The 12,837-nt window shown below is 54.0% G+C and carries 11 protein-coding genes; 4 read left to right on the top strand and 7 right to left on the bottom strand.

Features of this window, described 5'->3' with window-relative positions:
* Window positions 1–27: 27 nt before the first annotated feature.
* The 5 genes from coaE to DBR44_RS18325 form a co-directional block, all read right to left on the bottom strand.
* Window positions 28–639, bottom strand: coding sequence for a dephospho-CoA kinase (gene coaE, locus DBR44_RS18345; RefSeq protein ID WP_124645438.1), 612 nt, complete (start codon window positions 637–639; stop codon window positions 28–30).
* Complete coding sequence (locus tag DBR44_RS18340) at window positions 629–1,498, bottom strand: A24 family peptidase (RefSeq protein WP_124645437.1); 870 nt, start codon at window positions 1,496–1,498, stop codon at window positions 629–631. The genes coaE and DBR44_RS18340 overlap by 11 nt, the downstream gene beginning before the upstream one ends.
* 2 nt (window positions 1,499–1,500) lie before the next feature.
* Window positions 1,501–2,721, bottom strand: a complete 1,221-nt coding sequence (locus tag DBR44_RS18335) for a type II secretion system F family protein (RefSeq protein WP_124645436.1) — start codon at window positions 2,719–2,721, stop codon at window positions 1,501–1,503.
* A gap of 17 nt (window positions 2,722–2,738) precedes the next feature.
* The gene (pilB, locus tag DBR44_RS18330) at window positions 2,739–4,451 is read right to left on the bottom strand and encodes a type IV-A pilus assembly ATPase PilB (protein ID WP_124645435.1); all 1,713 of its coding nucleotides are present in this window, start codon (window positions 4,449–4,451) and stop codon (window positions 2,739–2,741) included.
* Between the two features lie 215 nt (window positions 4,452–4,666).
* Window positions 4,667–5,740, bottom strand: coding sequence for a porin (locus tag DBR44_RS18325; RefSeq protein ID WP_124645434.1), 1,074 nt, complete (start codon window positions 5,738–5,740; stop codon window positions 4,667–4,669).
* 341 nt (window positions 5,741–6,081) lie between these two features.
* On the opposite strand from DBR44_RS18325, the gene DBR44_RS18320 reads away from it, so the two are divergent.
* Entirely contained in the window at window positions 6,082–7,482 is a 1,401-nt protein-coding gene (locus DBR44_RS18320) for a deoxyribodipyrimidine photo-lyase (protein WP_124645433.1), read from the top strand.
* 48 nt (window positions 7,483–7,530) lie between these two features.
* Here the strand turns inward: DBR44_RS18320 and DBR44_RS18315 are convergent, their stop codons facing one another.
* Window positions 7,531–7,884 carry a ComEA family DNA-binding protein gene (locus DBR44_RS18315; protein WP_124645432.1) on the bottom strand — a complete coding sequence of 118 codons (354 nt, stop codon included), beginning with the start codon at window positions 7,882–7,884 and terminating at the stop codon, window positions 7,531–7,533.
* Window positions 7,885–7,947: 63 nt separating this feature from the next.
* Window positions 7,948–8,769 (bottom strand): inner membrane protein YpjD, encoded by an 822-nt coding sequence (locus DBR44_RS18310; protein ID WP_124645431.1) that lies wholly within the window; start codon window positions 8,767–8,769, stop codon window positions 7,948–7,950.
* 108 nt (window positions 8,770–8,877) lie between these two features.
* Here DBR44_RS18310 and ffh point away from each other — a divergent pair, with 108 nt between their 5' ends.
* Genes ffh through purB form a run of 3 tightly spaced genes read left to right on the top strand, consistent with a single transcriptional unit; the run spans window position 8,878 to window position 12,625 of the window.
* Window positions 8,878–10,233: a signal recognition particle protein gene (gene ffh / locus DBR44_RS18305; RefSeq protein WP_124645430.1), complete on the top strand. Its 1,356-nt coding sequence runs from the start codon at window positions 8,878–8,880 to the stop codon at window positions 10,231–10,233.
* A gap of 47 nt (window positions 10,234–10,280) precedes the next feature.
* Window positions 10,281–11,258 (top strand): RimK family alpha-L-glutamate ligase, encoded by a 978-nt coding sequence (locus DBR44_RS18300; RefSeq protein WP_124645429.1) that lies wholly within the window; start codon window positions 10,281–10,283, stop codon window positions 11,256–11,258.
* Window positions 11,255–12,625, top strand: a complete 1,371-nt coding sequence (gene purB, locus DBR44_RS18295) for an adenylosuccinate lyase (protein ID WP_124645428.1) — start codon at window positions 11,255–11,257, stop codon at window positions 12,623–12,625. The genes DBR44_RS18300 and purB overlap by 4 nt, the downstream gene beginning before the upstream one ends.
* Window positions 12,626–12,837: the final 212 nt, after the last annotated feature.

The raw sequence follows: 12,837 nt of genomic DNA, 5'->3' as shown, positions 1-12,837 counted from the left end.
CTTCTTGGTGGCTTGGAAAATGCCTTGTCACTGGCCGTGGGCAAGGTTTGCAAGATAATACTGGTGTTTGGCCTCGACTTGAAGCTGCAATGCCGCAAGCGAGCCGTCATTATCAATGACATCGTCCGCCCGTGCCAATCTTTGCACACGCGGCATCTGCGCCGCCATGATGGCGCGTACCGCTTCGGCGGTCAAACCACTGCGGGCTTGCACCCGCGCCAACTGCACCTCTTCCGCACAATCCACCAGCAGGCTACGCCGCACCAGTGCCAGATAATCCGGATTTTCAAACAACAAGGGCACCACCAGCAAGACATAGGGCCCGCGAGCGGCATCCAACTGGCGGACAGATTCGGCGCGGATCAGCGGATGCAGGATGGACTCCAGCCGGCGGCGGCTATCCGGATCGGCAAAGGCTAAGGCCCGCATCGCCGCCCGATCAAGAGCGCCATTCTCCGCGACCACCTGGCTACCGAATTCTGCGGCGAGCAGCGGCATGGCAGCACCATCAGCCGCAGTCAGTGCATGCGCAATGACATCCGTATCCACCACCGGCACGCCCAGTTCAGCGAACTGCGCAGCGGCGGCGCTTTTACCGGAACCGATACCACCGGTCAGGCCAACAATATTAATGGGCATACATGCCTAGATACCAAGCAACAATGTCTTGACCCCATAGCAAGGCAATCCAGCCGGCAGCGGCCAGATATGGGCCAAATGGCAAGGCCTGGCCACGGCCCATGCGTGCCAGCAGGATCAGTACGATACCGACCACCGCCCCCACTAGAGAAGACAGCAGGATGATAAGCGGCAACATGCTCCAACCCAGCCAGGCACCAAAGGCTGCCAGCAATTTGAAATCACCATAACCCATGCCCTCCTTGCCGGTAGCCAGCTTGAACAGCCAGTACACCAGCCACAAGCTCAGATAGCCAGCCATCGCGCCCAGCACAGCATCGGACAGTGCAACAGTACCGGTCAGTAGATTGAACAGCAGGCCTGCCCACAACAAGGGCAGCGTCAAGCTGTCCGGCAGCAACTGGGTATCGGCATCAATGAACGCGAGTGCCACCAGCACCGCAGTCAGCGCCAGGTAAGCAGGCAACTGCACACTCCAGCCATAATGCCAGGCCAGCAGCGCAAACAGGCCTCCGGTCAGCAACTCAACAGCCGGATAACGCAGGCTGATCGCCGTACTGCAACCATGACAGCGGCCACGCAGCAAGGCATAACTCAACAAGGGAATATTCTGCCAGGGGCGGACTTCCTGCCGGCACACCGGGCAATGTGATGCGGGCACCAGCAGGTTGTACTTGGGCTGCACCGTCTGCTCCCGTCCCAGGTAAGCATCACACTCCTGCTGCCAACCCAGCTCCATCATCTTGGGCAAACGATGAATCACCACATTGAGAAAGCTGCCGACCAGCAGACCAAACAGCAATACCACCACCACCAGCAAGCCGGCATTGCCAGCGAATACACTTGCCATTTCAGTCATGCTTAACCTACCACCTGACCCATCTTGAAAATCGGCATGTACATGGCGATGACCAGACCGCCAATCAGTACACCCAGAATCACCATGATGGCCGGCTCCAGCAGACTGGACAGCGAGGCCACCGCGTTGTCGACTTCTTCTTCATAGAAATCGGCAATCTTGTCGAGCATCTGGTCAAGCGAGCCGGACTCCTCACCAATCGAAGTCATCTGCAACACCATATTGGGAAACAGCCCGGTGCGCTGCATGGAATAGCTGAGGCTGGAACCGGCACTGACATCATTCTGAATCAGCTTGGTCGCTTCGCTATACACCTGATTACCCGAGGCACCACCAACCGAATCCAGCGCTTCGACCAGCGGCACACCGGCAGCAAACAAGGTGGACAGGGTACGAGACCAGCGGGCAATGGTCGCTTTGCGGATGATGTCGCCAAGCACGGGCAGCTTCAGCAAGATGCGATCAAACTGCTCTTGCAGCTTGGGCGTGCGCTTGAAGGCATAGAAAAAAGAAAAAATGCCACCGAAAATGGAACCGAAAATCAGCCACCACCAGTGAACGAAGAAATCTGACAACCAGATTACGACTAGCGTCGGTGCCGGCAGGTCGGCGCCAAAGCTCGAGAACAAGTCTTTGAACGCCGGGATCACGTAAATCATGATCACTGCAGTAATAATGAAGGCCGTGGCAATAATCGCCGTCGGGTAGATCATGGCGGATTTGATCTTACCCTTGATCGCCATCACTTTTTCTTTGTAGGTGGCCAGCTTGTCGAGCAAGGAGTCCAGCACACCACCGGTTTCGCCAGCCGCGATCAGATTGCAGAATAATTTGTCGAAATACAGCGGCTTCTTGCGGAAGGCCTCCGCCAGTGACAGACCCGTCTCCACATCAGCACGGACCTCCAGCAGCATCTTGGTGACGGCGGGATTACTGTGCCCCTTGGCCGTGATATCAAAAGCCTGCAGCAAGGGCACGCCAGCTCGCATCATGGTGGAGAGCTGACGGGTAAACAGCGTGATGTCTTTTTCGGTGATCTTGCGACCAAAACCGCTGCGCCGGCGCTTTACCTTGAGTACATTGATCCCCTGCCGCCGCAATTGCGTCTTGGCAACAGCCTCGGTTTCCGCACGCAGCTCGCCACGGATGACCTTGCCGGACCGGTCCTTGCCTTCCCACTCCCAGATAAACCCCGGATTTGTCTTTTTCGCCACGGTCGCCATGCTTGTCTTTCTTGTATCTAGTCGTTGGTCACTGCCTCAATTTCAGCCAGCGAGGTCAGCCCTCGCTTGACCTTGAGCAGGCCTGCATGCCGCAGATCGACCATGCCCTCTTTCAAGGCCAGATCATTGATATCAATCGCCGTGCCATTTTGCATGATCAGTCGGGTCATCGCATCGGTAATCGGCATCACCTCATAAATACCGGTACGACCCTTATAGCCGGAACCGCGGCACTCATCGCAACCGACCGGGCCATAGGGTTTCCAGCTGCCATCCAATTCTTCCTGCCGGAACCCAGCCCTCAGCAAGGCCGTATCAGGTATATCCACTGGGGCCTTGCAATGGCCGCACAAACGACGCGCCAGACGCTGCGCCATGATAAGCAGTACGGAGCTGGCCACGTTAAATGGCGCCACCCCCATGTTGAGCAAACGCGTCAATGTGGCCGGAGCATTATTGGTATGCAGCGTGGAGAATACCATGTGACCAGTCTGCGCGGCCTTGATGGAAATATCCGCCGTCTCGAAGTCACGGATTTCACCCACCATGATCACATCGGGATCTTGCCGCAAAAAGGCTTTCAAGGCCGAAGAAAAAGTCAGACCTGCCTTTTCGTTGACGTTGACCTGATTGATGCCCGGCAAGTTGATTTCGACCGGGTCTTCTGCCGTGGAAATATTGATATCGGGCTTATTCAGGAGATTCAGGCAGGTGTAAAGCGACACTGTTTTACCACTACCGGTTGGCCCGGTAACCAGCACCATGCCATACGGGCGACCAATTGCCTCTAGCAGCAATTTTTTCTGTTCCGGCTCGAACCCCAGCTGCTCGATATCCAGCGATGCCGCGGAGGCATCAAGAATACGCATCACGATCTTCTCGCCATACAAGGTCGGCAAGGTACTCACGCGAAAATCAATCGAGTGGGTCTTGGAAAGAACCAGCTTCAAGCGGCCATCCTGAGGAACTCGCTTTTCTGAAATATCCAGGCGGGAAATCACCTTGATGCGAGAGGCGATTTTTTCTTTCAGCAGCAAGGGCGGCTGGGCAATTTCCTTGAGTTGGCCATCGACCCGGTAACGAATACGATAAAATTTTTCATACGGTTCAAAGTGAACGTCGGAAGCACCACCCGTAATCGCATCCAGCAACACCTTATGGATGAACTTGACCACCGGCGCATCATCGACATCTGGCTGATTGGTTTCGCTGTGTGCGGTAGGTGCATCCGGATCGACAAACTCCAGATCACCAAAATCCTCGTTTTCAAGGGCCTTGATGGCAGCAGTAGCATCCTCGGTGTACTTGCCGATCACCTTGGACAGCTTGTCATCCTCAACCACCACCACTTCAACCGTCAGGCCGGTCTTGAAGGTAATGGCATGAAAGGCCGAGGTCTGGGTAGGGTCGGAAGTGCCGATATAAAGTCTATTGCCACGCTTGAACAAGGGAACCAGACGGCGACTGCCGATCAATTCTTCATCAACCATACCCTTGGGTAACAGGGCAGGATCAATCGCGCCCATATCCAGCAAAGGGTAGCCAAACACGCCAGAGGCAAAGGTCGTCACCTCCACGGCCGACATCTTCTTGCTGGCGATCAATTGCTCGACAAAGCTGATACCGGAAGCCTGCGCCAGACGTTGAATCGCCTCTGCATCCTGCAACAGCAAGGCATTATTCTGAACAAGTGCCCGCCCCAGGCCAGATATCCCCGCAGAAGCTTCCATAAAATCCCTTTGTCTATTCTCAGCGCCCGTAGCACAGAGCATTGCACTACCCTGCAGGCATTATATGCGCAGGTGGCACAAAGTGGCAGCACCGTCAGCACCTACAAGCCAGGTGGATTCGGCATAAATCGCTACTGATCACAACGCCGACACAGACATAAAAAAAGGACTGCCGAAGCAGTCCTTTTTCTTAAGTTTAACTCTCGAAGCGAGAATTAGAACTTGTGCTGAACGCCAACAGCAACAGTGTGCTCGTTGGAGTACTTGTCGTTGGTGGAATCACGATAGGTGTTTTGAACGTAGCCGTAGGAAGCGTAAGCAGTGGTACGCTTGCTCAGAGCATAGTCAGCACCCAGTACGTACTGGTTCAGGTGACCCTTGATATCGGAACCACCTTCAACCGAAGCACCCCATACGCGACCGTAGGAGAATTTCGGGGTGATAGCGCCAATGGTGTAACCCAGGGTCAGGCCAGCTTCCTTATGGGATACGCCGGAAGTACCAACAGCAGTCGACCCTGCAAAGTTATTAGAAATAACATCAGAATCCAGCTTGGAATGACCGTAGTAAGCAGCAGCCAGGATGTTATTGGCGTTGTAACCGCCTTCAACGCGCCAGTAGTTAGCAGCCTTGTCGGTACCAATAGCGTTAGCTTTACGAACGTAGCCAAAAGTGCCGAAGTAGCCGGAGTTGGTGTAGGTAGAACCAATGCTCCATACATTCTGCTTGTTGTTAGCGTTGGTTTCATCAACGCCATACTGAATAGCACCGCTCAGGCCAGCTACAAATTCCGGAATATCGTAGCGGATGGAATTCTTGTAACGATCATCCAACTGATTGATCGAGCTATAGGTCAGGCCATTCACGCCACTACCATAGATCCAAGCGTCCGGAGCACCAGCATCGGAATTCAGGAAGGAGCTGAGATTACCCAGACGAACCTTACCAAAAGAACCTTGCAGACCAATAAAGGAGTCACGGGTAGCAAACGTGTTGCTGGCATTAGCACCGGTCGTAGGCTTGGATGTACCGTCAATGCTCAGACCTTGCTCAACCTGCCAGATAGCTTTCAGGCCATTGCCCAGATCTTCGTTACCCTTGAAACCAATCAGGGAGCCGGTGTCGTCGATACGGGTAGTAGACTTCAGCTTGCCACCGCTAGTAGCACTGTTGGAGTAAGCCTTGCTGCTTTCCATGTCGGCTTCGATGGTGCCGTAAATGGTTACATCAGCCATTGCGTGGGCTACCGGCAGAGCGGCCAGAGCCAGGGCGATCAGCTTCTTGTTCATCGCTAATTCCTTTCGAAGTCAGTTTAATGTAGTCCTGTTAGATTGCCCCTTACATCTGAGGCCCCCGGACATTTTTTCACTGCCGATTGATCGGCGAGTTGCTGGCTGAAATATAAAGCGCTCGTTGCAAAAATACAAAACATCGCAGCAGGCGATTCAGGATTACCCCCGTACCAGCGAGAAAAAAAACATCGTAAGCAATTGATTTTTATTGAAAATAACAAAGAAAAAGCAATGAAAATCATCAAACCAAAAATACAACACCCCCTCGAATGTGTTGCAAAAATGATGAAAAATTGGATGATCCACCCTTAAACATATCAACAAGGCCGCGCATACCCATGCCTCAAACACATATTTTCTGGTTTCGCCGAGACTTGCGTATTGATGACAATGCCGGCCTCTTTCATGCCCTAAAGTCTGGCGCAGCAGTGCGCTGTGTTTTTGTGTTTGATACCGACATACTTGCCACACTGCCGGCAACTGACCGGCGCATTGCCTTCATCTGGGAGTGCGTCGCAGCCCTGCAACAAAGACTTGCGGCTGCAAGCAGTGATTTGTATGTGGCACATGGCCGGGCACAGGACATCATTCCGAACCTGGCACAACAATGGGGAGCCCATAGGGTTTTCGCCAACCGGGACTACGAGCCGGCGGCGATAGTGCGCGACAAACTGGTGGCCGAGAAGCTGGCACAACAATCGGGGCAACTTGAGCTATTCAAGGATCAAGTGATTTTCGAAACAGATGAGCTGTTAACTGCGGCTGGCCGCCCTTATACCGTGTTCACACCTTATAAGAATGCTTGGCTCAAGCGGCTGGCCCCGATCACCCTGCAGTCCTACCTCAGTCAAGACCATCTGGAGCAGCTGGACCGCGACTGGCAAACTCCGCCATCACCATCACTTGAAACCCTCGGCTTCACGCACACACACACTGTTTTGCAAGGAGGCGGTGAAGCAGCAGAGCAACTGTTTGCCGACTTCATGCTTCGCATTAGTCATTACAAGAATTGGCGTGACTTTCCGGCAACAAAGGGCGTCTCTTATCTGTCCACGCATTTACGCTTTGGCACCATTTCCGTCCGGAAATTGGCGCAATTTGCCTGGCAGCAAGGTGGAGAGGGGGCGGAGTGCTGGCTGGGAGAACTGATCTGGCGCGACTTTTACCAACAGCTGCTATGGCACTTCCCGCTAGTGGTGGGCAGCAGCTTCAAGGAAGAATACCGCCAGCTTGAGTTTGAAAATTCGCAGGAATGGTTTACAGCTTGGAAGGAAGGGCAAACCGGCTATCCCATCGTCGATGCCGCCATGCGGCAATTGAAGCAGACTGGTTATATGCATAACCGTCTGCGCATGATAGCAGCCAGCTTCCTGGTCAAAGACTTGCTGATTGACTGGCGCTGGGGTGAAGCCTACTTTGCCGAGACCTTGCTAGACTTTGACCTGGCTGCCAATAACGGCGGCTGGCAGTGGGCTGCATCGACAGGTTGTGACGCCCAGCCTTACTTCCGGATTTTCAATCCGGTAACACAGTCAGAAAAATTCGATCCGGAAGCCAAGTTCATCCGTCGTTACGTGCCAGAACTGGCATCACTTAACAACAAAGACATTCATGCACCCTGGCTGGCTAAAAATCCACCACTGGGCTTCAAATTGAAACGCGACTACCCTGCCCCCATCGTGGACCACGCAATACAGCGACAACGTGCCTTGCAATTATTCGGCAAGAACAAGAGCTAGGTAAAAACAAAGCGCCCCACGGGGCGCTTTGCTGTTTGCGATCAATACTTATTTCTTTGCCGCTGGTTTGGAGGCTTCTTTCTTACCTGCTACAGCCTTGCCTGCTGGTGCAGCCGCCTTGGCTGGCGCTGCTGCCGGTACGGTGCTGCTCCCACTAACGGCAATATCCTTACGCAGCTTTTCCAGCGTCTTGTCGCCGATACCAGACACCTTCTTCAAGTCATCCACCGACTTGAAGGCACCGTTCTTGGTGCGGTAGTCGACGATCGCCTTGGCTTTGACTGGCCCGATACCATTAAGCGACTCCAGCTGTTGCTGAGTTGCCGTGTTGATATTGACTGCAGCAAAGGCAGAAGCGCAGATAAACAACAGGCCAAAAATCATGGCAAACAGTTTTTTCATGAAGCAGCTCCTCATTACTAATGAAAGTGATGACAAAAAATATAACCCGCTACAACAACTGGATCATGCACGATGCAACAACAACTCCAATACCATTTTGCTGCCGATATAAGCCAATAGCAAAGCAGCGAAGCCAGCCAATGTCCAGCGTATGGCCACCTTGCCACGCCACCCTTTGAAGTGACGCCCCAGCAGCAGTCCTGCAAACAACAGCCAGGAAATAACAGAAAAAACTGTCTTATGGCTAAGAGCCACAACCTTGCCAAACACTTCTTCCGAAAAGACCACGCCCGTCAGCAAAGATACAGTGAGCAACATGAATCCAATACCAATCACCTGAAACATCATTTTTTCCAGCGACAGCAATGGTGGCAATTGCCGCACCAGAGACAACCAGCGCTTGTCATGCAATGCTTTTTCCAGAAACAGCATCAGCACTGCCAGCAAGGCTGCGATGGCAAACAGACTGTAAGCCACTATTGAGACCAATACATGCAGGGCGAAAGCCGGGTTGCCCAGATCGTGCATGATGTGCTCACCCGGAAAAACCAGCGCAAATCCCAGTGTCGTCATGGCCAGGGGCATCATGAACAATTGCAGCCCTTCAACCCGATAAAAAAAACTGCAGGTCCAGTAGATCACCAACATCATCCACACCACCACCGACAAGGCACGCCCCACCCCCAGTGAAATCATGCTGCCTTCGGACAGCGGCGACATGACAGCATAAGCATGCAACAGCAAGATGACACCCAGCAGAGTGTGCTCGAACCGGGGGTTGCGCGGCAAACTGGCAACACCTTTCCAGTTACCGATAAAGTGCCAGGAAAGGCCGCCATAGGCGAAGATGAGCAGGATTGTCAGAACAAAAATAAAAGCAGTCATGGTGTTAGCGCCATCATTTGCGGGCGTCAACCCGGCAGCTCGTGGTAAAATCGACAGTTTGAAAGTCTACACCAACCTGTCCCTCGTTGGCAGACAGAAGGACTCAGCATGCTAGACAACCTGACCAACCGCCTGTCCGGCGTCATCAAGAATCTGCGCGGCAATGCCCGCCTGACCGAAAGCAATATCCAGGACGCCTTGCGCGAAGTTCGCATGGCCTTGCTGGAGGCCGACGTTGCACTACCTGTCGTCAAATCCTTTATCGCCCAGATCAAGGAGCGCGCCCTTGGCCAGGAGGTCATGGGTAGCCTGACACCAGGCCAGGCCCTGGTTGGTGTTGTCAACGACGAACTCGTCAAATTGATGGGGGAGAAAAACGACGCCCTCAATCTGGCCGCCGTTCCGCCCGCCATCGTACTGATGGCAGGTTTGCAGGGTGCCGGTAAAACCACCACGGTGGGCAAGCTGGCCAAATTGCTGAAAGAAACGCAGAAGAAAAAGATATTGGTGGTATCCGCCGACGTATACCGCCCCGCTGCTATTGAACAGTTGAAGCTGCTGGCCGAGCAAGTAGACGTTGAGTGGTTCCCCTCCGATAGCCAGCAGCAACCTGTCGAGATCGCCCGTGCCGCCGTAGATCATGCCAAGCGCCATTTCTTTGATGTGCTGATGGTCGATACTGCTGGTCGCCTGGCCATTGACGAAGCCATGATGGCGGAAATCAAGGCGGTACACGCAGCGATCAATCCGGTGGAAACGCTGTTTGTTGTTGATGCCATGCAGGGCCAGGATGCCGTCAATACCGCGCAGGCTTTCAATGAAGCCCTGCCGCTGACTGGCGTCATTCTGACGAAAATGGATGGTGACTCGCGTGGCGGTGCTGCGCTTTCCGTACGCCACATTACTGGCAAGCCGATCAAGTTTATCGGTGTAGGTGAAAAAGTCAGCGGACTGGAAGCCTTCCACCCTGACCGTATCGCCAGCCGCATTCTGGGCATGGGCGACGTGCTGTCGCTGATTGAAGAAGTCCAGAAGGGCATCGATCAGGACGAAGCAGCCACCATGGCCAAGAAATTGAAGTCCGGCAAGGGCTTCGATCTTGAAGATTTCAAGGCGCAAATGCAGCAGATGAAAAAAATGGGTGGCATGTCCAATCTGCTGGAAAAAATGCCCGGCCAACTAGGCCAGATGGCCAAGGGTATCCAAGGCGCAGAAGCCGAAAAATCCATGCGCCGCATCGAGGGCATCATCAACGCGATGACCATGGAAGAGCGCCGCAAACCTGAGCTACTGAAAGCCAGCCGCAAGCGCCGTATTGCCGCCGGCTCCGGCGTGACCGTGCAGGAGGTCAATCGCCTGCTCAACCAGTTTGAACAGACGCAGAAAATGATGAAGCAGTTCTCCGCCAAGGGCGGGTTGATGAAAATGATGCGAGGCATGAAGGGCATGATGCCCGGGATGTAAGCGAAACGGGTGCCTGGCACCCGTTTTTCTTGACGTGAAGGAAATGCATGCAGTTTGATGTAGTCGTACTAACCAAGCAATCCCTACTCCAGCTGAATGAGGCCGACTGGTATAGCCGTCAGGTTCATCACGAAGACGGCCTTGTCATGGCAGCCCTGTCAGCTCGAGGACTACGCGTTGCGCGCAAGGCCTGGGACGACCCGGATTTCGACTGGACGCAGACGCGCAGCATACTGTTTCGCACCACCTGGGACTATTTTGACCGCTTTGGCGAGTTTAGTCCTTGGCTCAGCCGGGTCGCCCGGCAAACCACGCTGTTCAATAGTGCCGACTTGATCAACTGGAATATCGACAAACATTATCTGGCGATACTGGCAGAAAAGGGTATCAACACGGTCAGTAGTCACTACATTGAGAAGGGTGATACCCGTACGCTGGAGCAGTGCCTGCAGGACTGCGCATGGGAGCATGCCATTCTCAAGCCGGTAGTGTCGGGCTCTGCCCGCCACACCTACCGGCTGGATGAAGGAAGCAGCACGGCGCTGGAATGTACTTTTGCCGAGCTGATCCAGCAAGAAGCCATGATGCTGCAACCATTCCAGCAGCACATACTGAGTCAGGGCGAGTTGTCACTGATGGTTATCGATGGCGCTTTCAGTCATGCCATCCGCAAGCTGCCACAAGCAGGCGACTTCCGGGTGCAGGATGACCATGGTGGCAGCGTCCATTCCCATCAAGCCACTGCTGAAGAACGCACTTTCGCCGAAGCCACCGTGGCTGCACTGCCTTTTGATGTGCTATATGCCCGTGTCGATATCATTCGCGATAACCACGGGCAGCTTGCCTTGATGGAAGTCGAGATGATCGAGCCCGAACTGTTTTTCCGCTTCAAACCGGAAGCCGCCGACAAACTGGCTGCCGGACTAGCACGCAGGCTGGCATACCAGCCTGACCCAAACGATTTGTTTTGTACTGAAACCTGCCAGCCCGACTGGCAAACCACGCTTGGAAATACCTCGTCATGAATCTGAACCCGCTGACCGCCCTGAGCCCGCTGGATGGCCGCTATGCCGCCCAGGTTGAAGGCTTGCGCAACCTGTTCTCCGAATATGGCTTGATGAAGTTTCGTATCAAGGTAGAACTGGAATGGCTGAAAATGCTGGCTGCCGAGCCAGGCATCGAGGAAGTGAAGCCCTTCTCTGAGGCAACCATCCGCGAAATCGATGATGTCATTAGCAACTTCACTGTGCAGCACGGCGAAGAAGTAAAAGCCATCGAAGCGCGCACCAACCACGACGTCAAGGCCATTGAATACTGGCTGAAAGAGCGCTTGTCGGGCAACACCGAAGTCATGGCTGCCAGCGAGTTCATCCATTTTGCCTGCACATCAGAAGACATCAATAATCTGTCGCATGCGTTGATGCTGAAAACCGCACGCAATACCGTGGTATTGCCGGCACTGGACGAAGTCATCCTCAAGCTGCAACAACTGGCACACGAACTGGCCGACCTGCCAATGATGTGCCGCACACATGGCCAGCCGGCAACGCCGTCCACCATGGGCAAGGAAATGGCCAATGCCGTATATCGCCTGAAACGCCAGCGCGAACAGCTGGTCGCCCAGGAAATCCTCGGCAAAATCAACGGTGCAGTCGGCAATTACAATGCACACCTGGTTGCCTATCCGCAGATTGACTGGGAAAGTCTGTGTGGCCGCTTCGTATCCGGCCTGGGCCTTACCTTCAATCCCTATACCATCCAGATCGAGCCGCATGACTACATGGCCGAGCTGTATCAGGTAGTGGCCCGCGTCAACACCATCCTGATCGACCTGAACCGCGACATCTGGGGCTATATCTCGCTGGGCTACTTCAAACAGAAGGTAAAGAAGGACGAAGTTGGCAGCTCGACCATGCCGCACAAGGTCAACCCGATCGACTTCGAGAACTCCGAAGGCAATCTGGGCATGGCCAATGCCATCCTGAACCATCTGGCAGAAAAGCTGCCGCTGTCACGCTGGCAGCGCGACCTGACCGACTCCACCGTACTGCGCAATATGGGTGTCGGTTTCGGCTATACCATGCTCGGCTTCAAAGCCTGCCTGAAGGGCCTGAACAAGCTGGAAATCAATCCGGCGGCCATCACTGACGAACTGGGCCGCAGCTGGGAATTGCTGGCAGAACCGATCCAGACCGTGATGCGTCGCTACGGTGTGCCCAATCCCTACGAGCAGCTGAAAGAGCTGACCCGCGGCAAGGACGGCATTACGCGCGAGACACTGTCTGCCTTCATCAAAGGGCTGGAAATTCCCGAAGCAGAAAAATCTCGCCTGCTGGAGCTGACGCCGATTGCTTATGTTGGCAAAGCTGCCGAACTGGCAAAGCGCATTTGATCAGCACTGCAATGAAAAGCCGCCCAAGGGCGGCTTTTTCTTTATCCGGCGTTTACGAAGTGCAAAAGAATGGGCCACATTCCAAAGAATGCGGCCCTAAATAGATGACTCGAGGGAATACGTTCTGAACAACAAACCGAACGTATGTACTACCGTGCACCACAGTACACACAAGAAAAGACCACTCAATTGAGTGGTCTTTTCTTGAAAAC

This window comes from Aquitalea sp. FJL05 (genome assembly GCF_003852595.1).
Lineage (GTDB): Bacteria > Pseudomonadota > Gammaproteobacteria > Burkholderiales > Chromobacteriaceae > Aquitalea > Aquitalea aquatilis.
Note: the sequence above shows the minus strand (reverse complement) of the source record. Positions and strands in the feature narration are given on the sequence as shown.